A 24,696-nucleotide genomic window follows, 5' to 3' on the forward strand; every position below is an offset into this window, starting at 1 on the left:
CGCTGCCCACTTTATGAGTCCTTGCTGATTTTAGCGATGGCGTGACCTTACGTCATGCTAGTCCTGGTCCGACCAGAAAATATCGCGAAGTTACAGAGTGCACGAAAGATTGAAGCTGAAGAGCGACTATTCGATGAATATCGTTGAATATAGCGCAAGATGCGAATTGACTTACTTTGTCTGTGGGCTCATTAAGATGCCCGGACGCGAATCCATGAAGCTCTTCCCGCGTGAAATTCGCGCCATGCCCGATCTTCCAAAAAGGGCGCAAACAGAAACATCCTTCGTTGGGGCCTAAACCATGGATATCGTCGAAACACCTTCCAGAAATAGCGATGCGCTGATCGAACTGACCGCCGATGTGGTGGCAGCCTATGTCAGCAACAATCCCGTGCCGGTCGGCGAACTGCCGAACCTTATCGCTGATGTCCATGCCGCTCTCGGGCGCGTGGGCGGAGCAAGCGAACAGCCTCCGGCCGACAAGCAGAAGCCTGCGGTAAACCCGAAGCGCTCTGTCCACGACGACTACATCGTCTGCCTTGAAGATGGCAAGAAGTTTAAGTCGCTGAAGCGTCACTTGATGACCCACTACGGTCTGACGCCCGATGAATACCGCGAGAAGTGGAATCTCGACGCCAGCTATCCGATGGTTGCCCCTAACTATGCCGCTGCCCGTTCGCAGCTGGCCAAGAAGATGGGCCTCGGCCGCAAGCGCAAGGGGCGGTAACACCGCTCCAAATGGACAAGATCAACGGCGCCCCTTACGGCGCCGTTTTTGTTTCTAGAACAATTCCAGGAAAACTGCCGAGCGCTTTCTCTTGGGAATTGCGTCGAAAGAAGAGAAGATAGAGCAATCAAGCAGTCTGCTTGAGAGCCATCTCGGCGTCGCGCTTGATGCGCTTGACCATCGAGCGCAGGCCATTGGCCCGCTGCGGCGACAGATGTTCGTCGAGGCCAAGCGACCTCAGCGTCGCCTCTGCGTCCGTTTCAAGGATCTGGCTGGCAGTCCGTCCCGAAAACAGCGCCAGCATGATGGCGACCAGACCGCGCACGATATGAGCGTCTGAATCGCCTGTGAAGGTGATGACCGGATCGGCGCCCGGCGCTCGGCTCGTGGTCAGCCAGACCTGGCTGACGCAGCCCGGCACCTTGTTGGCGGCGTTGCGTTCGGCGTCGGGAAATGGCGGCAGCGCTTCGCCGAGCTCGATGACATAGCGATAGCGGTCTTCCCACTCGTCGAGCAGGGAGAAGTCGTCGCGGATCGTCTGGATCGTCGTGGCCATTGCTCGGGATATAGTCATCCGCAGCTGCGGCGTCACGGAAAAAGAAGAAAAGCACCGCAGGCATCGAGAGGTCCGACCGGCCTGCGGTGTCGCTGTAGATACAGCTGAAACGGTGTTTAGTTCTTCGCCACCAGCTTGGCAGGTATGTTGACTGTCGCCGGCAGCACGATGTCCTTGGCGACGCTGCCGGTGGCCAGCGATGTATCGGGCGAGGTCTCGGCGCTCTTGTCGTCCAGCATGGCGGCGGCGATCTTGGCGGTTTCCTTGGCCCGGGCGCTGATCGTGTGCATCGCCGACTTGCCGGTTTCGCAGACGTCCGGCTTACGCTCGCAAATGCCGGCGATGTCGCCGACCGCTTCGCGCGCCGCAAAAAGCGCCTGGAACGGCCCGACGCTCTCGCGGCCATCCTCGTCGGGGCCGACGGTCAGCGGCAGCGCCAGCAACACCAGCGAAAACCAGAACGCCATTCTTATCAAAAAGCCCATCGATCTGCCCTCTCGTCCAATGACCGGATCATGCGTCCATGCGCAATGACCTCTTTATATCAGCGACAATGGCACATGAAGCGCAAAGGACGGCTTTCCTGCTCAGTGAAAATTTTCCTCAAATTTTAGGCAAATTCGAAGCGAGGCGTTTTGCAGTGCATTAGCCTCAAATGACGACAATTTTCTTAACCTTGCAGTAACCATCTAAGCGATTGTTGCGCATGGATATCTTCAGAAGAGCAGGCATGCCGGCTCAGGGTTTCGCAGCCACGGGCACGCCCTTTGCACATAACGCTCCGTTTACTATGGCTACAAATGGCGGTGCATTCCGGTGCCGGCGCTCCAATTTTTGCCGCAGCGCGCTCGTTGTTCCGGTCAGCCTTATTCATTCCTTAAACGCTGGATGCGAGTTTCAAACAAGCAAAAGCGACCTGCAAAGCAGGGGCAGTCACGACCGGGTGCGAGTGCGTTGAGTTTGACAACTGCCAGATATATTGAACTGCCTGGCGCGCTGGCGGCCGGTTGCGAACGCATGGTCCATCCGGCCATCATCGGCCAGGGCGATCGCCTGCGCCAGCGCCGGTTCATCGGCATCATGCTTGCCGCTCCGTTCTTCGCCGCCGGTGCGGCGGTGACACTGGTCACCTCGGGCATGGGCGCCGCCGTCACTGTCGCAACCATTTTCGCCGCCTTCGGTCTTTGCTGGTTCGCCGCCTTGCTGGTGGCGGCGTCGGGCAAGATGACGCTGGCAGCCCAGGTTGCCCTTGCCGCCGGCGGTCTTGCGCTTGCCGGCGCCGTCGCGGCAGCAGGCGGCCTGGCGTCGCCGGTTGCGCTGCTGGCCCTGGCACTGCCATTCGAGGCCTGGTGGATCGGCGGTTCAAAGCGCGCGGCTCTTTGGGGCGGCCTCTCAGCTTTGGCCGCAATGCTGCTGCAGCCCTTTGTCGGCTCTGTCGTCCCGCTCGGCGGGGCGCAAGTCGCGGCGTGGCACTGGCTGCTGCCGCTCGCCTGGGGCCTAATGCTGGTACCCCGGCTCGCAGCCCTCGGCGATGCCGCACGCGCGCAGCCCGCGCTGCTTCCAAACGACCGCCTTGAAGACATGATCGACGCCGTTGTCCTGCATGTCGCCCGGCATGGCGAGGTCCTGGATGCCTCGGCCAAGGCGCGCACCATCCTGAAGCTGCCCCCGGAACTGCTTTTCGGCGCCGGGCTGTTCGACCGCATCCACCTGTCCGATCGCGTCGCTTATCTCAGCGCGCTTGCCGACATGCGCGATGGCGCCTTGGCGCGCCGGCTCGATCTTCGGGTTAGGCTGCCGCAGGACGGCAGCGCCTCGACGGCCGACAATTACCGGCCATTTCAGCTCGAACTGATGCGCGCCGAAGAGCAGCAGGAGACCTTCACTCTGCTGCTGCGCGAGAACGACGAGACTGCCGAATTGCGCGACGAGCTTGCTGCCGCCACTGAGGCCGCAGCGTCGGCCGAGGTGGCGAAGGGCCGCTTCCTGGCGGTCGTCAGCCATGAGCTTCGGACGCCGCTCAACGCCATCATCGGTTTTTCCGACATGCTGCTGCATGAGATGTTCGGCGGCTTCAAGGACCCGCGCCAGAAGGAGTATGTCAGCCTGGTGAAGGAGTCGGGTCAGCATCTGCTTGCCGTCGTCACCTCCATCCTTGATGTCTCGAGGATCGAGGCCGGCGCCTACGCGACCGAGCCCGAGCCGTTCCGCTTTATCGAAGCGGTCGAGATGTGCCAGTCGATGATGCAGCTGCAGGCCAATGCCAAGAACATCGGTCTCCAGGCGCAGATTGCGCCGGACGCCGGCGAGATCAATGCCGACCGTCGTGCCGTGCAGCAGATCCTGATCAACCTCGTCTCCAATGCGGTCAAGTTCACGCCCGATGGCGGCAATGTCGTCGTCGGCGCCAAGCGGATCGGCTCGCGGCTGCATTTCTGGGTCAGGGACACCGGCATCGGCATCGCCGAGGAAGATTTTGTCAATCTCGGCAAGCCGTTCATGCAGATCCAGAACGACTATACGCGCCGCTTCGAGGGCACCGGGCTCGGCCTGTCGCTGGTCAAGGGCCTGGTGGCGCTGCACGACGGCACGATGTCGATCGAAAGCATGCCGGGCGAGGGGACGACGGTCACGATCAGCCTGCCGGTGAACGGGCCGAAGAGGAGCGCGACCGACAGGAACGGCGTGCTGCCGATGCCCGCGACCAGGACGAAAGGCGACGCGAAAGGGGACAGGAATGGCTCGCTCCGCAAAACAGCCTAAGGCGGTCAAGCGCCGCAGCGGCGCGTTCGAGGCCGGCGCGATTGCGCTCGGCGGCGCGATCTCGCGCAATCCGGTCCTGGTCGGCGGGTCGACCGCCTTCCTGGTGACGCTGTTCTACGTTTCCGCCAACGCGCTGTGGTACCAGCCGTTTCCGCATGCCGGCGCCTTCTTCGCCACCCGCAGCATCGAGGGTTTTCCGCACCCCGGCGCGGACGAACCCGAAACCACCATCAACATCCTGCGGCCCGGCCCGGCACCGGTCAAAAGCGACCCGACCGTCGAGCAGGTCCAGGGCATCCTGAAGGATCTCGATTTCTACACGGGAACGGTCGACGGCATTTCCGGGCCGAATACCCAAAAGGCGATCCAGGCATACCAGCAGAAGGTTGGCCTGCCGGCGTCCGGCGAGATCGATGCTGTGCTGCTCGACCAGCTCGGCGCCAAGCAGACCACGGCTGGCATCCCGCATCCTGTGCCGAGGCCCGTGGATATGGCCGCTGCTCCCGTCGCCGCGCCCGAGGCCGCGCCTGCGCCCATCCCGGTTTCCGCGTCGGTATCCGCCCAGGCGCCCGATGCCCGCATCGTCAAGATCCAGGCCGGCCTGAAGGCATTCGGCAATGACGACATGCAGCTCGACGGCGTCGTCGGCGCCCGCACCAAGGCGGCGATCAAGGAATTCCAGTCGCTGTTCGGCCTGCCGGAAACGGGCGAGCCCGACGAGGTCGTCTACGTCAAGATGCGCGAGATCGGCCTGACCAATTGAGTGGTCAAGACGACCGCTCGCGGATAGACGAAAATCCGGCTAAGACGCCGCGCATGTCCTCCGGAGCCTCGTCATGCGCGTAACCACCGAGTTTTGGGTGTCGGCCCTGCTGCGCCGTGTCTTCGGCGCCGGCGGCTTTGCGGCCGTCGTCAAGCGTGGCGCGACCGAGGCCGGCGCTGTCTTCGTGCTCTCCCGCGGCAGGCTGGGCGACGTCTCCCTGTTCGGCCCGGCGCCGCAGACGAGCTACGATTCGGACAAACCGGATGATCGCTTTTTCACGCTGCTCGGCGCCGGCGACGATGCCGCCGCGCTTGACGCCAGGCTTGAGCGGGAGAAAAAATTCGATCCCGACATCTGGGTGGTCGAGATCGAGGCCGGAACGGTTTCCGTCGAGGAGCTTCTCTCCGTCAAGACGCCTTGAGGCTGGCCCCTAAGCTGGCTTTGTCGACGTCCGGCGCTTGGTCGCCATTCGCGGCGACAGGGGTGTTGCCGCGCACCGCTCGCGACAATGTTTCGGCCTTCCAGCCGCGCACCTTGTCGAGCGCCGCCTCGTGATGCAGCAGCCGGTAGCGGTCGAGGAAGATGCGGATCGCCTGCGGGTGCGGAAACTCCCGGGGGTACACCGCGACCACGATCAGGAATGCCCTGTCCTCACTGAGGTCGAGCGCCCGCAGCGCGGCGAGCAGCGAGACATAGCTCGAATGCTTGGTCAGCGACCGCGCCGTGGAGAAGTCGATATCGAGCGCGTCGGCAAGCGCGGTCTGGAAGAAGGCGGCGTTGCCGGTCAGCGCCGTCTCGCGCAGCTTGCTGTAAGTTGCTGAGCCGGCGAAGGGATTGACCGATGTCGCCTCGCCCTCGGCGAGCATCATCGAGCGCAGGCGGCGCCTGGCGGTTTCGGCGGCGCTGCCGGGCAGTTTTGGTGCGCTGGGAGCGGCGGCAGCGGCTTCGGCGTCGGCGCCCGCCACGTCGGCGATCGGCTCGGGCTGCCGCACGCGCACCAGGGTCGGCTTTTCCAGCGCCTTGATCAACTGCGCGATGGTCGGGTTCAAATCCTTGCGGCGGGCAATGGCGCGCGCATGCGGCAGGCCGTGGCGGCCGATCAGCGCGATCAGGTCGATATCGCCCAGCGCCCGCGAACGGACCAGCAAGGGCGCGCAGACATCGACCGGCTCCTCGCAAAGCCGCCGCACCAGGGCGGCCGGCGCATATTCGCATTCGGACAGGGCGGCGGCGACATAGCGGCGCGATTCGACCGGCACGCTGTCGAACAGCGGCAGCGTCAGATCCTCGAGCTGGGCGATCTCGCGGCGCGACGGGCGGGTCAGCGAGCAGAACGCCGACACGGCGGCGCGAAACAGCCTTTCGGCTTTTCCCGATTCCGTCCGTATGGCGATTTGCCTGAAATCCGAAGCTGACACGGAAGATACGCCCGATACTCGACACAACCCGGACCATGCTCAACCGCAACTGTGTCGGTTTCGCGCAAGGCCTGGAACAAACATCAAATTAGCCGCGATCCGTTAGCGCTCCGTTAACCCTCTGCCGGCCTTAATCACATTTGGAGGCGTTGCGTTGTGCTCCGGGGCAACCGAGAGGAATACGCGAACCATGGGCATGGTACTGTCTTTCGTGCCGCGATCGGCACCAGTCAATCGAGCAGTTCAGGACACCGGTACGCCGGCGGCGGTGATCATTTTTCCCGGCGTCCGCTACGAGCATCGGCCATTGGCGGGCCAGGCGCGACCGGCGGACCAGCCGGGCACACCACGGACGCCTGTTCCGCACCACTGAATTTGCTGGTCGTCGGGCTGAGGTCAGTAGTCCTGCAGTTCGCAGGAGCTCTGGTCCAGGAACTGCGACACAACCGGCTTCCAGCTGTCGTCAGGCACGAAGGCGCGGATGACGAAGATGCCTTCCTCGATCGGCGCCTCGACGAAGATCGCCCCTTGCAGGTCTTCGGGAAGCTCCCTACGCACGTCGATCATCTGTGCCGGCGTCAGCACCACGGTGTCCAGCTTGTTGCCGGTCGCCGTGCGGTCGTTGAATGAATAGAAGTTGTGGCCGTTGCGGTCATAGACCGACACCGACCAGAACGGCACGCTGCCCGGCGCCTTGATCCGCACCATGCCTTCGGCAAGGTCGAAGCGGCAGGCGGCGGCGTAAAACAGCGGATCCACCGACTTCACCACCGGCGCGCCGCCCGCCTCGGCATCCAGCCTGGTCATCTTGTAGAGGTCGGACGCCATCGCCAGCCGTGACCAGGCATCGCGCTCGGTAAATTCCGGCACCAGCAAAAGCACCACGATGTGGATGATGCCGGCGCCGACCAGGCCGAGCAGGATGGCGTGCAGCAACCTACGCATTGCAGCCAGCCTTGACGATCCGGGGCAGCGACACGTCGGAAAGGCCGGTGCTTGAGGCAATCGGCGTGTCGTAGAAGGTGAGCACGAAATACATCCGACCAGAACCTTCGGTCAGAAGCCAATTGCCGGGGGCCGGACGGTTGCCGACGGCAATGATCACCGAATTGTCGGGCTGACGCAGCACTTGGTAGGATTGCAGCGCCGCCAGCCTTGGCTTGCCGGTGTCGACCACGCCGAGCGATTGATCCGCGGCATAGAGCGTCCAGAACCGGGCGGTGGGGAAACTGCCCTCGATCCTGTAGTCGCATTGCCGCTGAAGCTCATCGCCGGCCGCATCGCGTTCGGCGATGAAGGACAAGCCCTCGGCCTTGCCGAGCGCCAGCACGCCCTCGCGCGCCACGCGCGCCTTCGAATAGGGGTCGGCATCTTGCGTGCCGATCTCGGGGAAGGCGGTCCATTGGCCGATGCTGATCGCGCCGACGCCGCTCTGCGCCTGCAGCGCATACCAGACGCTGCCGCCGCCGAGGCCGATGGCTATGGCAAGCGAAAGCAGCGTGAAAAAGGCGGTCTTGAGCATGAAGAACCGGGACGAGAGAATTATCGTTCGGGGATATAGCGGGGCAGGCCGCAGAGCAAGCAGCGCTGTGGAATCAAAGCGCCGACAGGGTCTCCGGTGTCTGCGGCGAGCCGAGCACGGGCGCGGCCTGGAACACCTTGGTCATCTCGCGCAGCGTCTGTGTCGTGCGGCTGGACAGCACCGCCGGGCGCTCGGCCGCGGCATCGGCGGCTGCCTGATCGGCATTTTTCTTCTCCGCTTCCTCGGCCTTGGCCGCGATCTCTTCGTCGACGAAGGGCTTGTCGAGGCCGGGGATCGGCTTCAGGTCGATATTCTGGTGCGCGTAGACCATCAGCCGCTGCCACACCATCGCCGGCAGCGTGCCTCCGGTCATGTTGCGGGTCGGGGTGAAGTCGTCATTGCCGAGCCAGACGGCAGCCGTGTAATTGCCGGTGAAGCCGACGAACCAGGCGTCGCGATAGGATTGCGTCGTCCCCGTCTTGCCGGCGACGACGATGTTGGGCAGCTGCGCGCGCCGCGCGGTGCCGATCGCCGGCACCGCAGCCAGCATGGTGTTCATGTATTTCAGAGCCTGTTCCGACAGAACCCGATGCGGCGCCGGCGCATCCTTGGCAAAGTCGTAGACGACGTCGCCGGTGCGGGTGACGAGCTGGGTGATGCCGTGCCGCGAGCCGGCGAAGCCGTTCTGCGCGAACACACTGTAGCCCGTCGCCTGGTCCATGACCGTCATGCCCGATGTGCCGAGCACCATGGTCTTGTGCGACTCCAGCGGCGATTCCACGCCGAATGATTCGGCCATCGCCTTGATCGGGCCGATGCCGAGATAGTCCTTGGCCAGCCGTACCGGCACGGTGTTGATCGATTTGGCGATCGCCGTGATCAGCGTCACATTGCCGGCCGAGCCGCCATTGTAATTGTGCGGTGACCAGCCGCCCCAGCTGATCGGCCCGCCTGAGACGACGGAGTCCGGGGTGAACCCGTGCTCCATGGCGGTGGCGTAGACGTAAGGTTTGAACGAGGAGCCGGTCTGGCGCAGCGCCTTGGTGGCGCGGTTGAACTGGCTTGCGCCATAGTCGCGGCCGCCGACAATGGCCCGCACCGCGCCATTGGTCTCGATCACTACAACGGCGCCCTCGGTGACGTTGTATTCCTTGCCGAACTGGCGGAGATGGAATTCGACGGATTCCTCCGCCGCTTTCTGGATGTTGGCGTCGAAAGTGGTGTGGGCGACCAGCGAATGCTGGCCGGGCTTGGCGATCTTCTTGACCTCATCGAAGGCCCAGTCGAGGTAATAGTCCGGGCTCTTCTGCTCGCCGCGGTCGACGATCTCGGCCGGATGCAGCCTTGCCTGCAGCACCTGGCCTTCGGTCATGAAACCGGAATCGACGAGGTTCGACAGCACCACATTGGCGCGAGCACGGGCGGCGGGCAGGTTGATGTGCGGGGCGTATTTGGTCGGCGCCTTGAACAGGCCGGCCAGCATCGCCGCCTCGGCGAGGTTCAGATCCTTGACGCTCTTGCCGAAATAGAAATCCGCCGCCGCCTCGATGCCGAACGTGCCGCCGCCCATATAGGCGCGGTCGAGATAGAGCTGCAGGATCTCCTTCTTCGACAGATTGGCCTCCAGCCACAGCGACAGGAAGGCTTCCTTGATCTTGCGCTGGAAGGTACGCTCATTCGACAGGAACAGGTTCTTGGCCAGCTGCTGGGTGATGCTGGAGCCGCCCTGGACGACGGAATTGGCCCGCACATTCTCGAAGATGGCGCGCGACAGGCCGAGCACGTCGATGCCGTAGTGCTCGAAGAAGCGCCGGTCCTCGGTCGCCAGCACCGCTTTGATGACATGGTCCGGCATCTCGTCGACAGGCACGGAATCGCGCTGGATGATGCCGCGCTGGCCAATCTCGTTGCCGTAGCGGTCGAGGAAGGTGACGGCGAAATCGCCCTGACTGCGCCAGTCGCCGGTGGTGATCTGGAAGGCCGGCATCGCGAGTGCGAGCAGCACGACGACGCCGCCGGCGCCCATCGTAAAACCTTCGCTCAGCACCTCGATGAGGCCGCGTCGCCAGCCGGTGACTCGGAAGCGCCGCGAAAAAATGGTTGCCGATTCCCAGAACTGGCCGGCCTTGAAGCCGATTTCGTAGAGCGAGGAATCGATCCACGCGTCCACCGCCAGCAGTGCGGCGGCGATCGGACCTCTTCGTCTTGGACGTCGTTCTAAAGGACTGGCCATTCCCGAAACTCACCCAACCCACCTGAGAACCGCAAGCGGGCAATTTCAGGGCGGGCATACCCGGCGAAGACTATTCTTCCATTTCAGCCCGGCTCACAAGGGCAGCCAGGCCACACCGCACGGTTTGTTGAGCGCCGCCCGCATCGTGACGCTGGAGTTCTGCTCCGTCGATGCCGACGCCAGTGGCTTCGAGCCAGACTGGCACAAGGGCCGGCGGGTCGGATTCGTCACCTCAGGCGGCTATGGCTACACAATAGGCAAAAGCGTCGCGCTGGCGTTGCTGGACGACGAATTCGCCGGGGAGGGGACCGCGCTTTGGGTGCACATTGTCGGCGGCGTCGAGCGGCCGGCGCGAATTATTCCGGCTCGCCATACGGCCCGAGGGCAGGCGATGCGGCAATGAGGAGTTTTGGCCATGGTCGATGACATCATAAGGGAGACCAGGCGCGAGCGCCGGCGCGGGCACACCGGCGTGGCCGGCAGCGGGTCAAGCCGCCACCCGAACTATCGCTCGCTCAAAAACCCGTTCCTGCCGCAGCCGGTGTTTTCGGACGACCAGGTCGCGGCCATCCACGGCACGGCGTTGCGCGTGCTGGAAGAGCTCGGCATCAAGGTGCTGCCGCCGGAGGCACGGGCGATCTACGCCAAAGCCGGTGCGCTGGTCGATGAGGACAGCCAGATGGTGCGCATCGGCCGCGATATCGTCACCGCCGCACTGGCCTCGGCGCCGAAATCCATCCGGGCGCTGGCGGGCAACCGTAGCCGCGATCTCATGCTGGAGCTCGGCTCGATGACGTTCCTCGCCGGGGCCGGGGCGCCCAACGTCACCGATCTCGAACGCGGACGGCGTCCGGGCACGCTCGCCGCTTTCGAAGAACTGACCAAGCTTGTTCAGAATTTCGATGTGCTGCATATGCTCGGCCCCTGGATCGAGCCGCAGGATGTCGACAACCATTTGCGCCACTATGCCGTCAACCGTGCGCAGCTGACCCTGTCGGACAAGTTTCCCTTCGTCTTCGCCCGTGGCACGCCGCAGGTCGAGGACGGGTTCGAGATGATCCGGTTGGCGCGCGGCCTCTCGCAGGACGAGTTCCTTGCCGGCGTCCATTGCTATACCGTCATCAACACCAATTCGCCGCGCCAGCTCGATATCCCGATGGCGCAGGGCATCATCGACTTCGCCAAGGCCGGCCAGGTGTCCATCATCACGCCCTTCTGCCTGGCCGGCGCCATGGCGCCGATCACCGTCGCCGGCGCATTGACGCTGCAGCATGCCGAGGCGCTGGCTGGTCTCGCGCTGGCGCAGATGGTGCGGCCGGGCGCACCGGTGGTTTACGGATCCTTCTCCTCCAATGTCGACATGAAGTCCGGCGCACCGGCCTTCGGCACGCCCGAGCACGTCAAGGCGACGCTGGGCGCCGGTCAGCTGGCCCGCTTCACCGGCCTGCCTTGGCGGTCCGGCGGCGGCAGTGCGGCCAACATTTCCGATGTGCAGGCGGCGCACGAGACGCAGTTCGCGCTGTGGGGCTCGGTGCTTGCCGGCGCCACCGTCTGCATCCATGCCGCGGGCTGGCTGGAGGGTGGCCTCAGCGTCTCCTACGAGAAGCTGATCACCGATGTCGAGGCATTGCAGACGGTTGCCGAACTCTGCGCTAGGACCCCCGGCGACGAGGATTCTATCGGCTTCGAGGCGATCGCCGAAGTCCAGCCGGGCGGGCATTTCTTCTCCGCCGGCCACACCATGACGCGCTACCGCACCGCCTTCTACGAGCCGCTGGTCGCCGACTGGTCGAATTTCGGCAGCTGGACGCAGTCCGGTTCGAAGTCGGCCACCGAGCGCGCCACCGGCATCTGGAAGCGGACGCTGGCCGAGTTCCAGCCGCCGGCGTCGGCCGTTGCCACATCCGATGTGCTCGACGAGTTCATTGCCCGCCGCACCGAAGAGGGCGGAGCGTTGCCGATGTCGTGAGGTTGGCAGCCGTCACATCGGCCGCTTGTCGCCGGTCTTCGACGGCTCGCGGCCAATCGGCCCGGCATCGGCCTGCGTGTGCTTGTCGGCGGCGATCCGGCGGATGCGATCGAAGCGGCTCTCCTCCGCCGGCTTGGTCGCGGATACAGCGTTTGGCTTCGGGGCAAATGTGATCATCTGTCGATCTCCCTGTCGTTGCTGACTGGTCTTGACTGACTGACGGAAATTCCTGGCTCGCCGGGGAAATGTCCCCGGCAGCCTGTTCTGATTTATGCCCGCCCAGATTCCCAGGCGGGCAATTTTCGGGCGATGGTCAGTAGCCGCCCATGCCGCCACCGCCGCCCGCAGGCGCCGCATCCTTGGCCGGAACGTCGGTGATCATCGCTTCGGCGGTGATCAGAAGCGCTGCAATCGAGCCGGCATCCTGCAGTGCGGTGCGCACCACTTTCGCCGGATCGACGATGCCCGCCTTGATCATGTCGACATAGACCTCGTTCTGGGCATCAAAGCCCTGATTGTGGTCCTTGCTGTCGGACAGCCTGCCGACGACGATCGAGCCTTCGACACCGGAATTCTCGGCGATCTGGCGGATCGGCGCTTCCAGCGCCCTGAGCACGATCGAAATGCCGGCGGTCACATCGTCATTGGCGCCGGTCAGGCCGGCCAGAGCCGATCTTGCGCGCAGAAGCGCCACGCCACCGCCGGGCACGATGCCTTCTTCCACCGCCGCGCGCGTCGCATTCAGCGCGTCGTCGATGCGGTCCTTCTTTTCCTTCACTTCAGACTCGGTGACGCCGCCGACGCGGATCACGGCGACGCCGCCGGCGAGCTTGGCCAGCCGCTCCTGCAGCTTCTCCTTGTCGTAGTCGGACGTGGTCTCCTCGATCTGGCCCTTGATCTGCGCGATGCGCGCCTGGATGGTCGCCTTGGTGCCGGCGCCGTCGATGATCGTGGTGGTGTCCTTCTCGATCAGTACGCGCTTGGCGCGGCCAAGCATCTCGATGGTGACGTTTTCGAGCTTGATGCCGAGATCCTCGGAAATCATCTGGCCCGATGTCAGCACGGCGATGTCTTCCAGCATCGCCTTGCGGCGATCGCCGAAGCCCGGCGCCTTGACGGCCGCGACCTTGAGGCCGCCGCGCAGCTTGTTGACGACCAGCGTCGCCAGTGCTTCGCCTTCGACGTCTTCCGAGATGATCAGCAACGGCCTGCCGCTCTGCACCACTGCTTCGAGGATCGGCAGCATCGCCTGCAGATTGCCGAGCTTCTTCTCGTGGATGAGCACGTAAGGCTCTTCCAGTTCGACGCGCATCTTGTCGGCATTGGTGACGAAATAGGGTGAGAGATAGCCGCGGTCGAACTGCATGCCTTCGACGACGTCGAGTTCGGTGTCGGCGGTCTTGGCCTCCTCGACGGTGATGACGCCGTCATTGCCGACCTTGTCCATCGCCTTGGCGATCATGGCGCCGACGCTGGCATCGCCATTGGCGGCGATGGTGCCGACCTGCGCGATCTCGGCCGACGACTTGACCTTCTTGGCCTTCGCCTTGATGTCCTTGACCACGGCGGCGACAGCCTGGTCGATGCCACGCTTGAGGTCCATCGGGTTCATGCCCGCGGCAACCAGCTTGGCGCCTTCGCGCAGGATCGATGCGGCCAGCACCGTGGCGGTGGTGGTGCCGTCACCGGCGAGGTCGTTGGTCTTCGAAGCCACTTCGCGCACCATCTGCGCGCCCATGTTCTCGAACTTGTCAGCAAGCTCGATTTCCTTGGCCACCGTCACACCGTCCTTGGTGATGCGCGGCGCGCCATAGGCCTTGTCGATGATGACGTTGCGGCCCTTGGGGCCGAGCGTGACCTTCACCGCATTGGTGAGGATCTCGACGCCGCGCAGCATGCGGTCGCGCGCGTCGGTGGCGAATTTGATTTCCTTGGCAGACATTTTTTTCAATCCCGTTGGTGTGGTGAAGCAAGCGGCTCGCCGGAGCCTGGCAAAGCCAGGCCGGTCAGGCAGCCTTCTTGGCTTTGACGCTCTTCTCGGTGACGACCGTCCCGCTCTTGCCGATAGCGGCCGTCTCGCTCTTGCCGATGACGCCCATAATGTCGGCTTCCTTCATGATCAGCAGGTCCTCGCCGTCGATCTTGACCTCGGTGCCCGACCATTTGCCGAACAGGATGAAGTCGCCGGCCTTGACGTCGAGCGGAACAAGCGCGCCGTTTTCGTCGCGTGCGCCCGGCCCAACGGCGATGACTTCGCCTTCCTGCGGCTTTTCCTTGGCATTGTCGGGAATGATGATGCCGCCCTTGGATTTGACATCGCCTTCGGCGCGCCGGATGACGACGCGGTCGTGGAGTGGCCGAAACTTCATGAGAACTTCTTTCTGGGGCCGGCATAGGCGACCGCGCCGTTCTTATAGGCGTGTTGGCACTCGATAGATAGGAGTGCCAAAAATTATTCGTGGCCAAAATTAAATATTAAAAAGTATTATGATGTCTGCAGGGTTCGAAACGTCGCGAGGCGCCTAGATATTTCAAAAAATTGAATTTCGAGGCAAAAGTGACTATTTATATCGTAAGTTCGATTTCACAATTTCAGGCACGAAGGAGATTTAGGCGATGGCCGAAGGCAATCAGAGCATCATGGAAAAAGCTGAAGCCCGCTTCATGGACAAGCAGAAGAAGACGGCCGAGCGCAACAAGGCAACCTCCGACTACATGTCCGAAGCGAGGGCCAGGGAGATCAAGACGGCAAGGCTCAGGGAATTGCGCCTGGCCAAGGAAGAGGCCGACCGCGTCGCGGAAGCCTTGAACCCGACACCGAAGAAGAAGCGGGCTACCGTCAAGAAAGCCGCCGCCGCCCCGAAGGGGGGCACGTCATGAGCCTGACATTCCCCAATCCAAGCCGCTTCTATGACGAGGCCGGCAAGCGCATCCGCTTTGTCGGCCATGACGGCATGTTCCAGATTTCCTTCTCTGTCGCCGCCGATGCCCTCTCGAAGGCGCCATCAGGGACGGCGACCGCGGAAGCCACCTATCTGGCGGCCTTCGATACCGCGTCCAGCTCCATCCATGACATTGCCAGCAAGGCCTACGCCCGCACCCGCAAGAGCATTTATGTGCTCACAGCGGCGGATTTCGGCTAGCGCGCGTTCGTCTTGCATCAGAGTGGCTGAGATCAGCGTGCGTCAGGACTTGCGGTCGGCTTTTGCCCGCCGCTTGACGTCCCGGCTGTTCAGGCGGTCGGCCATCGCTTCCGCATCGCGCAAATTCATGGCCACCATTACCTGTTGCTTAAGCTCGACAGGCTGGCCGGTGAAGATGTCGAAGATAGTCCAGCTCTCGGGCTCGTCCATGCGCAACGCGTAGCGGTTTGCCATATCGGCATCAGGCCCTTGACATGAAAAATGCCGCCGCCAGGATCAGGATTGTCCAGGCCACCACCGACAGCTTCAAGGCCAGGCCGCCATGCATTGAAAGTATCTCGCGCATGCGCAGGGCCACGGTCCTCTTCGACAGGGCGGGTGCTGCCGCAATCGCGACCGGGGGCTTGACGCCAAGCTTTCCAAAGGCCGGCAGCAGCGGTGGCGTTCGCATGAAATGACCTCGAATTGCCGGAGAAAACAGGGCTCCTCATAACACCCTTCTTGAAACTCCCCGCATGCCAAATAGAACCCGGTCCGTGAAAGGGCCATGCCGCCCGATTCGCCGCCTTCCATCAGGCGGATCGTCATCTGGCGCAATCCGTGCAACGCGGTTAGGTTGCGCGCGAAACTGAGGTTGTTCAAAGCGTGACAGGCGAACGGAGACGACGATGACGGCGCCCGGCGATTTGCTGCAAGCCTTGTTCATGAGATTGAAGAGCGATGCCTCGCTGACGGCGCTGCTCGGCGGCGCCGGGTTGCGCGAGCAGGCGGCCGACAGTGCCGCCTTCCCTTATGTGACCTATGGCAGGACCAGCGCATTCGATCTGGACACCGGCGCCGACAATGATGACGACCAGCTCATCACGCTGCATGTCTGGTCGAAGGCGCAAGGCGAGGCCGAGACGCGTCTGATTATGGACAGCATCCGGGCGCGCCTTGACGGCGCCGCTTTCGCCACCGGCTCGCGCGACCAGACCCGCCTGTCGCTGGAGTTCGCCGAGGCCCGCTACGACGAGGACCTGGCGCTCTACCACGGGGTGCTGCGGATACGCGCTCTCACCGAACAAAGTGATTGAAGCAACCTAGATCTGCGCCTGGATCTCGGCCTTGTCGATGACTGACCACACCTCGCGGATGCGACCCTCTCCGAATTCGTAGAAAACATTCTCAGCGAACGACACGCGCTTGCCGTTCACCGGCAGGCCGAACAGCACGCCCTTGGGATGACAGTCGAAATGCAGGCGCGCCGCCACGCGCGGCGGCTGGCAGACCAGCAGTTCGATGTTGAAGCGGAGGTCGGGAATCGCCTCGAAATCGCCTTCGAGCATACGGCGATAACCCGACAGGCCGAGCAATTCGCCATTGTGCTGCACCTCGTCGCCGACAAAGTCTCCAAGTTTCGCCCAGTCCTGGGCATTCAGGCAAGCGATATAGCCCCGGTAAAGGTCGGCAAGGTCTTTATCCGTCATGGCGCACTCCGATGATTTGGCGTTTCCCGCGCTATTTAGGGCGGCCCTTCAGAATGGTCTCGCCTTGACCTGTTCCCAATCTGGCTGCGAATTGAGAACCTGCGCGCAAACACCATAGCCGCGCAGCCGGTTTTCCGGTTATGAATCCATTGCCCGGTCTGAGGGACTGGGCGGTAGGATCGCATTCATTCGTTGCGCGCGCAGGGGGTATTGCGGGGATGGATTTTCACCCGTTCACCGTTCATTTCACGTTCAGCACAGTTGCGTTACAACGCCGACCATGAAAACGCTTCGCTCTCATGTCAGAACCGCGATACTGGCGCTCACAGCGGCCGGCCTGTTGGCGTCGCAAGCGACGCCGGCAGCCGCGGCGGATTGCTACGCGATCGGCCAGCAGGTTGCCGAGCAGAATGGCGGCACGCTGGCCAAGGCTTCGCAGACGACGCGTGGCGGCCAGGAGGTCTGCGTCATCGTCGTGCTTGTGCCGGGCAAGGACGGCCAGCGTCCGCGCCGCTCCGAGATCGTCGTCCCGGCGAACTGATCCAATCTTCCCCCTTGCAGGGCTCGTTTCCCAGACCACCGGAATCGGCCTATATCTGACACATCAACAGGCCTGACCGATCATGCGCGTACTCGTCGTCGAAGATGACAAGGATCTCAACCGGCAGCTGGCCGACGCGCTGGTCGATGCCGGCTATGTGGTCGACCGCTCCTATGACGGCGAGGAGGGGCATTTCCTCGGCGACACCGAGCCCTACGATGCCGTCGTGCTCGACATAGGCCTGCCGCAGATGGACGGCATCAGCGTCGTCGAGCGCTGGCGCCGCAACGGCCGCAAGATGCCGGTGCTGATCCTGACAGCGCGCGACCGCTGGAGCGACAAGGTGTCGGGCATCGATGCCGGCGCCGACGACTATGTCACCAAGCCGTTCCACATCGAGGAGGTGCTGGCCAGGGTGAGGGCGCTGATCCGCCGCGCCGCCGGCCATGCCTCGTCCGAGCTCACTTGCGGGCCGCTGCGCCTCGACACCAAGGCCTCCAAGGCCGATGTCAACGGCGTGCCGCTGAAGCTGACCTCGCATGAGTTCCGCCTGCTGGCGTATCTAATGCACCATATGGGCGAGGTGGTGTCGCGCACCGAGCTGGTCGAGCATCTCTACGACCAGGATTTCGACCGCGATTCCAACACCATCGAGGTCTTTGTCGGCCGGCTGCGCAAGAAGATGGGCATCGACATGATCGAAACCGTGCGCGGCATGGGCTATCGCATGCGTGAGCCGGAGGCGTAAGGCGGAACCGCTCCCCATACCAGCAAGGAAGCCTTTTTCGGCGCGGCTCTGGCCTCGCTCGCTGGCCTTCCGCGTCATCGGCTTTTCCACGATCTGGGCGATCCTCACCCTGATCGTCATCTTCACTCTGATCACCACGCTCTACCGCCAGGCCAGCGAGCGCGGCTTCGACAGCCTGCTGTCGGCGCATCTGTTCAATTTGATCGGCTCCGTCGGCGTTTCCGAAACCGGCCAGCTCACCGGCGCTCCCGACCTTGGCGACCTGCGCTTCTCGGAGCCGAATTCGGGCTGGTACTGGTCGGTGGAGCCGGCTTCCGAAGGCGTGCACGGCAACCTTCATTCGTCCTCGATGACCACGACGATCCCGTCGCCGACCGTTGCCGAGGTGCCTTTCAATTCCAGTTTCCAGCGCAGCTATTCCACCGACGGCATCGGTGACGAGGAACTGCAAGTGTTCGAAAGCGAATTCGTCCTCGATGCCAAGAACCGCGCCGCGCGCTTCCGCGTGATGGGCAACAAGACCGAGCTCGAGCACGAGATCGCCACCTTCCAGGGCCGCCTGTTGACCTATCTCAGCCTGTTCGGCGTCGGCATGATCGCCATCAATGCGATCGCTATCCTGCTCGGCCTCCAGCCCTTGCGCCGGGTTCGCAACGCGCTTGCCCAGGTGCGCGAAGGCACGGCGCAGCGGCTCGATGGCCGGTTTCCCGCCGAGATCGAGCCGCTCGCCAACGAAACCAATGCGCTGATCGAAAACAACAAGCGCATCGTCGAGCGCTCGCGTACGCAGGTCGGCAACCTTGCCCATTCGCTGAAGACGCCGCTCGCCGTGCTGATCAATGAGGGCCGGGCTCTAGGCGGCGCCAAGGGCCAGCTCATCGCCGACCAGGCGGCGTCGATGCAGAAACAGGTCGACCACTACCTGCAGCGGGCACGGGTCGCGGCGCAGCGCGACAGCGTCGTCTACCGCACGCCGGTGACGCCGCTGGTGCAGCGCATGGTGCGCGTGCTGCAAAAACTCAAGCCTGATGTCAGCCTGTCGCTTACGCTGCTGGCGGCCGACATCGTCTTTGCTGGCGAGCGCGAGGATTTGGAGGAACTGCTCGGCAACCTTCTCGACAATGCGATGAAATGGGCGAAGAGCACTGTTGCCGTATCCGTCACGCCGGCCGCAGCCGGCCTGTTCGAGCTATCGATCGAGGATGACGGTCCCGGCATCCCCGAGGACAAGGCCCGCGATGTCTTGAAACGCGGCCGGCGCCTCGACGAGACAAAGCCGGGAACCGGGCTCGGACTTGCCATCGTTGCCGACCTCGTCAACGAGTATGGCGGGGCGCTGGCGCTGGAACGCTCCACGATGGGCGGGCTGAAGGCGGTTGTGCGCTTGCGGAGCTTGCAATGATGTACTGCCCAGGGCCAATCGACACGGCCGAATGCCTGTGTTATGGCGGCCCCTCGATTGCACAAAAGCCGTTAAAAACGGCCAAATTTCCGACAAATGTCAATAGTATGACGTCCTGACGCCCCCGATGACGCGGCCCCCAGCGCATCCCGTTCAAGAAAACCGGTTGTTGGCATGAAGATTCGCGTTGCGCTCGTTTCCGCACTGCTCGCTCTTTCCGGCTGCGGAACGCTGGGCAAGGGCAGTGGCCCGGATATCTCCATCACCAATCCGCCCGCGTCACCTCCCTCGGGTGCCAAGGTCGCGACGACGATCATCTCGGCCATGGCTGGCGGGCTCGTCGGCGGGTCGATCGGCAGCGGCCTGACCAGCACCGAGAAGCGCAAGGCGCTCGAGGCGGAGTACAAGGCGCTCGAATATACCGCGAGCGGCCAGAAGGTGACCTGGAAGGGCGACAGTTCGGCCCATTCCGGCGAAGTCGTCGCGGCCCAGCCCTACCGCGTCGGCTCGCAGGATTGCCGCCAGTACACCCATACGGTGTTTACCGGCACGGCCGGCCAGACCGCGCGGGGCACCGCATGCCGCAACGCCGACGGCAGCTGGACGCCGCTGACCTGAACATTGGGCCGGGGTCGGAATCCCGTCAAAGCGTCGCAGCACCCTCATGTTGTGAGAGCAGGGCTCTCGCTCTATTGGAAGAACCATGCTGTTCTGGGTCATAGCCGCAATCCTCACGCTAGGCGCAAGCCTGACGGTGCTGCTGCCGCTGACCAGTGGCGGCAAGGACGCTCCGACCAGCAGCGACCACGACCTCGAAGTCTATCGCGACCAACTGGCCGAGCTTGAGCGTGACGCCGCGCGCGGGCTGATCCAGCCGGCGGAAGCCGAGGAGGCGCGCGCCGAAATCGCCCGCCGCATCCTTCGCCTGGGAGATGTTGGTCAAGCCAATGTCGGTCAAGCCGATGCGCCTGGCACGCGGCAGCCGTCAAAGGCGGCAAGGCTGGTGGCAACGGCTGCGGTACTGGCGGTCCCTCTGCTCAGCTGGGGCCTTTACAGCCAGCTCGGCTCGCCGGATCTGCCGTCGCAGCCGCTTGCCGAACGGCTGGCCAAGAATCCGGCCGATAGTTCGGTCGACGAGTTGGTGGCGCGCGCCGAGGCTCATCTTGCCGCCAACCCTGGCGATGGACGCGGCTGGGACGTGCTCGCCCCGATCTATCTGCGCCTGCTGCGCTTTCCCGATGCCGTGACCGCCTATCGCAATGCCATCCGCCTCGATGGCGACACGGCCGCCCGCGAGGCCGGCCTCGGCGAAGCGATTGCCAATGCGGCCGGCGGCATCGTTTCGGCCCATGCGCAATCCGCTTTCGAACAGGCGCTAAAACTCGACCCGGGAAACGCGAAAGCCTCGTTCTATTTGGCGATGGCGCTGGCCCAGGAAGGCCGCATACCCGAGGCAACCACGGCTTGGCAGAAAATGCTCGATTCCCTGCCGCAGGATTCGCCATGGCGCGGAGCTGTCCAACAGGCACTGGCCGAGGCCGCCAACCGCAGCGTCGCGTCAGGAGAGCCCGCCAAAGGCCCCGACGCCGCAGCCGTCGATGCCGCCTCGTCGATGGCGCCGCGGGACAGGCAGGCCATGATCGAAACCATGGTCGCCGGCCTCGACGAAAAATTGCGGCAAAATCCGCGCGACACGGAAGGATGGATGCGGCTCATTCGTTCCTATGTTGTGCTGGGCAAGGCTGACCAGGCGCGCGACGCGCTGCATCGCGGTATCGCCGTGTTTGGCGCCGACAGTGAGGAAGCGAAGAAATTCACCGCCTTTGCCGCCTCGCTCGGCCTGACGGCGACGGAGTAGGACATGACGCGCAAGCAGAAGCGATTGTCGGTGATTGTCGGAGGTCTTGCCTTCCTCGGCGCCGCCACCGGGCTGACCTTCTATGCGTTGGGCCAGAAGGCCTCCTATTTCTATATGCCCGCCGATCTGACCACCGCCAGCTTGCAGCCGGGACAGCGCATCAGGCTCGGCGGCCTCGTCGAAAAGGGCACGGTCGTGCGCGGGCAGGGCGCGACGGTTGCGTTCTCGGTCACCGACACGCACAAATCGGTCAAGGTCAGCTATACCGGCATCCTGCCCGATCTGTTCCGCGAGGAGCAGGGCGTCATCACCGAAGGCAGCTTTGGCGCCGACGGCGTTTTCGTCGCCGACAGCGTGCTGGCCAAGCATGACGAGCGCTACATGCCCAAGGAAGTCGCTGACGGGCTGAAGGCCAAGGGCGTGTGGCAAGAGAGCAAGAGCCAGTAATGGTTGAGACCGGACACTTCGCGCTCGTCCTCGCCTTTGTGCTGTCGCTGGTGCAGACGCTGGTGCCGCTGATCGGCGCCCGTACCGGCAACCAGAGGCTGATGGCTGTCGGCGGTCCCGTCACGGTCACAGGCTTCGCGCTCACGGCGCTGTCGTTCGCAGCACTCGCCGGCGCCTATGCAAGTTCCGATTTCTCGGTGGCGAGCGTGTGGGAAAACTCGCATTCGCTGCAGCCGCTGATCTACAAGATCACCGGAACCTGGGGCAATCACGAAGGCTCGATGCTGCTCTGGGTGCTGATCCTGACCTTCTTCGGTGCGCTGGTCGCTGTCTTCGGCTCCAACCTTCCGGCGACGCTGCGCGCCAATGTGCTGGCCGTGCAGGGGGCTATCGGCGCCACCTTCTTCCTGTTCATCCTGACGACATCCAATCCGTTCACCCGGCTCAATCCGGCACCGATCGAGGGCCGCGATCTCAACCCGGTCCTGCAGGATCTCGGCCTCGCCATCCATCCGCCGCTGCTCTATCTCGGCTATGTCGGGTTTTCTATCTGCTTTTCCTTCTCGGTCGCCGCCCTCATCGAAGGCCGCATCGATGCCTCCTGGGCGCGCTGGGTGCGGCCGTGGACGCTGGTCGCCTGGATGTTCCTCACCGGCGGCATCGCGATGGGCTCCTACTGGGCCTATTACGAGCTCGGCTGGGGCGGCTTCTGGTTCTGGGATCCGGTCGAAAACGCCTCCTTTATGCCGTGGCTGGCCGGCACGGCTCTTCTGCATTCGGCGATCGTCATGGAGAAGCGTTCGGCGCTCAAGATCTGGACGCTGCTGCTTGCCATCCTCACCTTCTCGCTGTCGCTGCTCGGCACCTTCCTGGTGCGCTCCGGCGTGCTGACCTCGGTGCATGCTTTCGCCACCGATCCGACCCGCGGCATCTTCATCCTGTGCATTTTGACGCTGTTCATCGGCGGCTCGCTGGCCCTGTTTGCGCTGCGCGCCTCGCGGCTGACGGCCGGCGGCCTGTTCCACCCGATCTCGCGCGAAGGCGCACTCGTCCTCAACAATCTGTTCCTGACCACAGCCACGGCCACCGTGCTGGTCGGCACACTTTATCCGCTCGCGGTCGAGGCGCTTTCGGCCGGCAAGATCTCGGTCGGCGCCCCCTTCTTCAACCTGACATTCGGCCCACTGATGGTGCCGCTGCTAGTCGTGGTTCCTTTCGGACCATTGCTCGCCTGGAAGCGCGGTGACCTCTATGCCGTCGCCCAGCGCCTGATGGCGGCTTTCGGCGCCGCTCTCCTGGCGATGCTGGTCACCGGGCTGTTCATCGACGGCGCGTCGGTGTTCGCCGCCCTTGGTGTCGGCCTCGCCTGCTGGCTGGTCTGCGGCGCGCTCACCGACCTCGCCGTCAAGTCCGGCTTTGGCAATGTGTCGCCCGCCATCATGCTGCGCCGTTTCGCCGGCCTGCCGCGTTCGGTGTTCGGCACTGCACTTGCCCATCTCGGCCTCGGGCTGACGACGCTCGGCATTGTCGGCACGCTGTGCTTCGGCACCGAAAGGATACTGTCGATGCATGCCGGCGAGAGCGTCGAACTCTCCGGCCACACGCTGCGTTTCGACGGCCTCTTCCCGGCGCAGGGTCCGAACTACAGCGAGCAGCGCGGCCGCTTTTCCCTGATCGGCGCCGATGGCGGCGTTTCAGCCGAAATCACCTCGGCAAAGCGCTTCTTTCCGGTGCGGCAGACGACGACGACCGAATCCGGCATCGAGACGATCGGCTTCAGCCAGCTCTATCTGTCGCTGGGCGATGAAGGCACCGATGGATCCGTCGTGGTGCGCCTGTGGTGGAAGCCGCTGGTGACGCTGATCTGGGGCGGAGCTCTGGTGATGATGGCGGGAGCCGCAATGTCGCTGCTCGACCGTCGCCTGCGGGTTGGCGCACCCTCGCGCCGCCGCAAGCAGGCAGCCTCCATGCCGTCGGCAGGCGCGCCGTGAGCACCAGGTTCTCGTTGGCCTCGCTCACCCTGCTTCTGGCGCTGCTGTTTGCCGGCGCGGCGCAAGCGGTGAAACCGGACGAGGTTCTCACCCATCCGGCGCTCGAGGCGAGGGCGCGGCTACTGTCGGAAGGCCTGCGCTGCATGGTCTGCCAGAACCAGTCCATCGACGAATCCGATGCAGACCTCGCCCGCGACCTGCGCATCCTGGTGCGCCAGCGCCTGGTTGCCGGCGATACCGACCAGCAGGTGATGGACTATATCGTGTCGCGCTACGGCGAGTTCGTGCTGTTGAAGCCGCGCTTCAGCCCGCGCAACGCCTTGCTTTGGGGCACGCCGGTGCTTCTGCTTCTAGTCGGCGGCATTTTCATTGTGCTGACCACACGCTCCTGCCGCTCGTTGGCAACCAAGGCGCTGAGCGCCGAGGAACAGGCGGCGCTGGACAAGATGCTGAGCGACTAGCTCGGCCATTCCTCCAAAGGCCAGTCCCGCGACGTGTGGATGGCGCGCAGGATAACAATGCTCTGACGGCCGGCGATCAGGCGCAATTCATAGGCAATGATGTAGGGCAGGCGGCCGATGGGCTTCTCATAAGTGCCTGTTACCCGGCCAGGTCGGCCCGTCGCCATATCACCAAGGCCCCGGCCCGGATACGGTCCGCGAGGCGTCGGGCGGCGGCAGGATTGTCCTGAGCGATAAAGGCAACTTGCTGCGTGAGATCGTCCAGCGCTTTTCGCGACCAGGTGACGAACAGCTTCACGCCTTGCCTGCGCGCCTGGCTTTCGCTGCTTCGATCACCGCGTCGAGCTCCGCCATGGCGTCGTCGTGGGGCACGACACGGCCAGCCTCTGCGTCGGCCATGCCACGTTTTATGCCTTCGATGATATCCAGCTCGCGATCGACATAGGCTGAGACCGCCTCGGCGGCGAGGAACGATTTACTACGCCTGGTATCGGTAGCGATCTGCTCCAGCTTCAGCTTGGTCTCGGACGAGACTCGAATGGTCATGGTGGTGCTTGCTGTCATTGTGAAAGCCTTGTGCTGAGTTGTGTACGCCATAGGGCAGCAGGCGAGCGCAACCAAGCGATTTGTGCGACCGCCCAACATTACAAAACTTTCATGCACCGGAAATGGCGCCGTAATGTGC

The 24,696-nt window shown here is 63.7% G+C and carries 30 protein-coding genes and 1 pseudogene; 17 read left to right on the forward strand and 14 right to left on the reverse strand.

Annotation, left to right across the window (positions count from 1 at the left end; translation table 11 throughout):
• Positions 1 to 301 precede the first annotated feature (301 nt).
• A complete protein-coding gene (locus tag ACYG9Z_RS21835; protein ID WP_023673680.1) occupies positions 302 to 727 on the forward strand; it encodes a Ros/MucR family transcriptional regulator in 426 nt (141 codons plus the stop codon).
• Positions 728 to 854: 127 nt separating this feature from the next.
• Here ACYG9Z_RS21835 and ACYG9Z_RS21840 read toward each other — a convergent pair whose 3' ends face one another.
• Both ACYG9Z_RS21840 and ACYG9Z_RS21845 read right to left on the reverse strand, forming a co-directional pair.
• Positions 855 to 1,283, reverse strand: a complete 429-nt coding sequence (locus ACYG9Z_RS21840) for a SufE family protein (protein ID WP_023684547.1) — start codon at positions 1,281 to 1,283, stop codon at positions 855 to 857.
• A 116-nt stretch (positions 1,284 to 1,399) separates the two neighbouring features.
• A complete protein-coding gene (locus ACYG9Z_RS21845; RefSeq protein ID WP_023684546.1) occupies positions 1,400 to 1,768 on the reverse strand; it encodes a DUF5330 domain-containing protein in 369 nt (122 codons plus the stop codon).
• Between the two features lie 532 nt (positions 1,769 to 2,300).
• Here ACYG9Z_RS21845 and ACYG9Z_RS21850 point away from each other — a divergent pair.
• The 3 genes from ACYG9Z_RS21850 (at position 2,301) to ACYG9Z_RS21860 (ending at position 5,230) form a co-directional block, all read left to right on the forward strand.
• Positions 2,301 to 4,046, forward strand: a complete 1,746-nt coding sequence (locus tag ACYG9Z_RS21850; RefSeq protein ID WP_023752750.1) for a sensor histidine kinase — start codon at positions 2,301 to 2,303, stop codon at positions 4,044 to 4,046.
• Positions 4,021 to 4,809: a peptidoglycan-binding domain-containing protein gene (locus tag ACYG9Z_RS21855; protein WP_023705444.1), complete on the forward strand. Its 789-nt coding sequence runs from the start codon at positions 4,021 to 4,023 to the stop codon at positions 4,807 to 4,809. Before ACYG9Z_RS21850 ends, ACYG9Z_RS21855 begins: the two co-directional genes overlap by 26 nt.
• Positions 4,810 to 4,882: 73 nt before the next feature.
• Entirely contained in the window at positions 4,883 to 5,230 is a 348-nt protein-coding gene (locus tag ACYG9Z_RS21860) for a DUF1491 family protein (protein WP_023698568.1), read from the forward strand.
• Here ACYG9Z_RS21860 and ACYG9Z_RS21865 read toward each other — a convergent pair.
• From ACYG9Z_RS21865 to ACYG9Z_RS21880, 4 genes are all read right to left on the reverse strand, one after another.
• Complete coding sequence (locus ACYG9Z_RS21865) at positions 5,217 to 6,227, reverse strand: DUF2336 domain-containing protein (RefSeq protein ID WP_023687233.1); 1,011 nt, start codon at positions 6,225 to 6,227, stop codon at positions 5,217 to 5,219. The two genes, ACYG9Z_RS21860 and ACYG9Z_RS21865, sit on opposite strands and share 14 nt — an antisense overlap.
• A gap of 396 nt (positions 6,228 to 6,623) precedes the next feature.
• Positions 6,624 to 7,172 (reverse strand): DUF1254 domain-containing protein, encoded by a 549-nt coding sequence (locus ACYG9Z_RS21870; protein WP_023705443.1) that lies wholly within the window; start codon positions 7,170 to 7,172, stop codon positions 6,624 to 6,626.
• Positions 7,165 to 7,749 (reverse strand): DUF1214 domain-containing protein, encoded by a 585-nt coding sequence (locus ACYG9Z_RS21875; protein WP_023752749.1) that lies wholly within the window; start codon positions 7,747 to 7,749, stop codon positions 7,165 to 7,167. Before ACYG9Z_RS21875 ends, ACYG9Z_RS21870 begins: the two co-directional genes overlap by 8 nt.
• Before the next feature lie 73 nt (positions 7,750 to 7,822).
• The gene (locus ACYG9Z_RS21880; protein WP_023752748.1) at positions 7,823 to 9,982 is read right to left on the reverse strand and encodes a transglycosylase domain-containing protein; all 2,160 of its coding nucleotides are present in this window, start codon (positions 9,980 to 9,982) and stop codon (positions 7,823 to 7,825) included.
• A 127-nt stretch (positions 9,983 to 10,109) separates the two neighbouring features.
• On the opposite strand from ACYG9Z_RS21880, the gene ACYG9Z_RS21885 reads away from it, so the two are divergent.
• The gene (locus ACYG9Z_RS21885; protein WP_031244206.1) at positions 10,110 to 10,385 is read left to right on the forward strand and encodes a glycine cleavage T C-terminal barrel domain-containing protein; all 276 of its coding nucleotides are present in this window, start codon (positions 10,110 to 10,112) and stop codon (positions 10,383 to 10,385) included.
• 12 nt (positions 10,386 to 10,397) lie between these two features.
• On the forward strand, positions 10,398 to 11,951 hold the full coding sequence (locus ACYG9Z_RS21890) for a trimethylamine methyltransferase family protein (protein WP_023752746.1): 1,554 nt from the start codon (positions 10,398 to 10,400) through the stop codon (positions 11,949 to 11,951).
• 12 nt (positions 11,952 to 11,963) lie between these two features.
• Here the strand turns inward: ACYG9Z_RS21890 and ACYG9Z_RS21895 are convergent, their stop codons facing one another.
• From ACYG9Z_RS21895 to ACYG9Z_RS21905, 3 genes are all read right to left on the reverse strand, one after another.
• The gene (locus tag ACYG9Z_RS21895; RefSeq protein WP_023698576.1) at positions 11,964 to 12,128 is read right to left on the reverse strand and encodes a hypothetical protein; all 165 of its coding nucleotides are present in this window, start codon (positions 12,126 to 12,128) and stop codon (positions 11,964 to 11,966) included.
• A 136-nt stretch (positions 12,129 to 12,264) separates the two neighbouring features.
• Positions 12,265 to 13,893: a chaperonin GroEL gene (gene groL, locus ACYG9Z_RS21900; RefSeq protein ID WP_023684537.1), complete on the reverse strand. Its 1,629-nt coding sequence runs from the start codon at positions 13,891 to 13,893 to the stop codon at positions 12,265 to 12,267.
• A 64-nt stretch (positions 13,894 to 13,957) separates the two neighbouring features.
• On the reverse strand, positions 13,958 to 14,320 hold the full coding sequence (locus ACYG9Z_RS21905; protein ID WP_023727642.1) for a co-chaperone GroES: 363 nt from the start codon (positions 14,318 to 14,320) through the stop codon (positions 13,958 to 13,960).
• A gap of 247 nt (positions 14,321 to 14,567) precedes the next feature.
• On the opposite strand from ACYG9Z_RS21905, the gene ACYG9Z_RS21910 reads away from it, so the two are divergent.
• Positions 14,568 to 14,831, forward strand: coding sequence for a hypothetical protein (locus ACYG9Z_RS21910; RefSeq protein ID WP_023670169.1), 264 nt, complete (start codon positions 14,568 to 14,570; stop codon positions 14,829 to 14,831).
• Positions 14,828 to 15,094, forward strand: coding sequence for a DUF1488 family protein (locus ACYG9Z_RS21915; protein ID WP_023670170.1), 267 nt, complete (start codon positions 14,828 to 14,830; stop codon positions 15,092 to 15,094). Before ACYG9Z_RS21910 ends, ACYG9Z_RS21915 begins: the two co-directional genes overlap by 4 nt.
• Positions 15,095 to 15,136: 42 nt before the next feature.
• Here the strand turns inward: ACYG9Z_RS21915 and ACYG9Z_RS21920 are convergent, their stop codons facing one another.
• Together ACYG9Z_RS21920 and ACYG9Z_RS21925 are read right to left on the reverse strand one after the other, a co-directional pair.
• On the reverse strand, positions 15,137 to 15,328 hold the full coding sequence (locus ACYG9Z_RS21920) for a hypothetical protein (protein WP_023670171.1): 192 nt from the start codon (positions 15,326 to 15,328) through the stop codon (positions 15,137 to 15,139).
• Positions 15,329 to 15,335: 7 nt separating this feature from the next.
• Positions 15,336 to 15,545: a hypothetical protein gene (locus tag ACYG9Z_RS21925; RefSeq protein WP_023670172.1), complete on the reverse strand. Its 210-nt coding sequence runs from the start codon at positions 15,543 to 15,545 to the stop codon at positions 15,336 to 15,338.
• Positions 15,546 to 15,762: 217 nt separating this feature from the next.
• Here ACYG9Z_RS21925 and ACYG9Z_RS21930 point away from each other — a divergent pair, with 217 nt between their 5' ends.
• On the forward strand, positions 15,763 to 16,170 hold the full coding sequence (locus ACYG9Z_RS21930) for a DUF3168 domain-containing protein (protein ID WP_023670173.1): 408 nt from the start codon (positions 15,763 to 15,765) through the stop codon (positions 16,168 to 16,170).
• Positions 16,171 to 16,176: 6 nt separating this feature from the next.
• On the opposite strand, the gene ACYG9Z_RS21935 is transcribed toward ACYG9Z_RS21930, so the two are convergent.
• Positions 16,177 to 16,563, reverse strand: a complete 387-nt coding sequence (locus tag ACYG9Z_RS21935; RefSeq protein ID WP_023752745.1) for an ester cyclase — start codon at positions 16,561 to 16,563, stop codon at positions 16,177 to 16,179.
• A 280-nt stretch (positions 16,564 to 16,843) separates the two neighbouring features.
• Here ACYG9Z_RS21935 and ACYG9Z_RS21940 point away from each other — a divergent pair, with 280 nt between their 5' ends.
• From ACYG9Z_RS21940 to ACYG9Z_RS21975, 8 genes are all read left to right on the forward strand, one after another.
• Positions 16,844 to 17,104, forward strand: coding sequence for a hypothetical protein (locus ACYG9Z_RS21940; RefSeq protein WP_023670174.1), 261 nt, complete (start codon positions 16,844 to 16,846; stop codon positions 17,102 to 17,104).
• Positions 17,105 to 17,186: 82 nt separating this feature from the next.
• Complete coding sequence (locus ACYG9Z_RS21945) at positions 17,187 to 17,852, forward strand: response regulator transcription factor (RefSeq protein WP_023670175.1); 666 nt, start codon at positions 17,187 to 17,189, stop codon at positions 17,850 to 17,852.
• Positions 17,836 to 19,254 carry an ATP-binding protein gene (locus ACYG9Z_RS21950; protein WP_023692813.1) on the forward strand — a complete coding sequence of 473 codons (1,419 nt, stop codon included), beginning with the start codon at positions 17,836 to 17,838 and terminating at the stop codon, positions 19,252 to 19,254. Before ACYG9Z_RS21945 ends, ACYG9Z_RS21950 begins: the two co-directional genes overlap by 17 nt.
• Positions 19,255 to 19,428: 174 nt before the next feature.
• Entirely contained in the window at positions 19,429 to 19,872 is a 444-nt protein-coding gene (locus ACYG9Z_RS21955; RefSeq protein ID WP_023752744.1) for a hypothetical protein, read from the forward strand.
• An 85-nt stretch (positions 19,873 to 19,957) separates the two neighbouring features.
• Positions 19,958 to 21,112 (forward strand): c-type cytochrome biogenesis protein CcmI, encoded by a 1,155-nt coding sequence (ccmI, locus tag ACYG9Z_RS21960; protein WP_023752743.1) that lies wholly within the window; start codon positions 19,958 to 19,960, stop codon positions 21,110 to 21,112.
• 3 nt (positions 21,113 to 21,115) lie between these two features.
• Positions 21,116 to 21,559, forward strand: a complete 444-nt coding sequence (gene ccmE, locus ACYG9Z_RS21965) for a cytochrome c maturation protein CcmE (protein WP_023670179.1) — start codon at positions 21,116 to 21,118, stop codon at positions 21,557 to 21,559.
• Positions 21,559 to 23,550, forward strand: coding sequence for a heme lyase CcmF/NrfE family subunit (locus tag ACYG9Z_RS21970; protein WP_023752742.1), 1,992 nt, complete (start codon positions 21,559 to 21,561; stop codon positions 23,548 to 23,550). Before ccmE ends, ACYG9Z_RS21970 begins: the two co-directional genes overlap by 1 nt.
• Positions 23,547 to 24,011 carry a cytochrome c-type biogenesis protein gene (locus tag ACYG9Z_RS21975; protein ID WP_023752741.1) on the forward strand — a complete coding sequence of 155 codons (465 nt, stop codon included), beginning with the start codon at positions 23,547 to 23,549 and terminating at the stop codon, positions 24,009 to 24,011. The genes ACYG9Z_RS21970 and ACYG9Z_RS21975 overlap by 4 nt, the downstream gene beginning before the upstream one ends.
• On the opposite strand, the pseudogene ACYG9Z_RS21980 reads toward ACYG9Z_RS21975, so the two are convergent.
• Together ACYG9Z_RS21980 and ACYG9Z_RS21985 are read right to left on the reverse strand one after the other, a co-directional pair.
• Positions 24,008 to 24,309, reverse strand: a pseudogene (locus tag ACYG9Z_RS21980) (type II toxin-antitoxin system RelE/ParE family toxin). The gene ACYG9Z_RS21975 and the pseudogene ACYG9Z_RS21980 overlap by 4 nt on opposite strands.
• Positions 24,306 to 24,575: a CopG family ribbon-helix-helix protein gene (locus ACYG9Z_RS21985; protein ID WP_023684527.1), complete on the reverse strand. Its 270-nt coding sequence runs from the start codon at positions 24,573 to 24,575 to the stop codon at positions 24,306 to 24,308. Before ACYG9Z_RS21985 ends, ACYG9Z_RS21980 begins: the two are co-directional and overlap by 4 nt.
• Positions 24,576 to 24,696: the final 121 nt, after the last annotated feature.

This window comes from Mesorhizobium sp. RSR380A, from assembly GCF_054719385.1.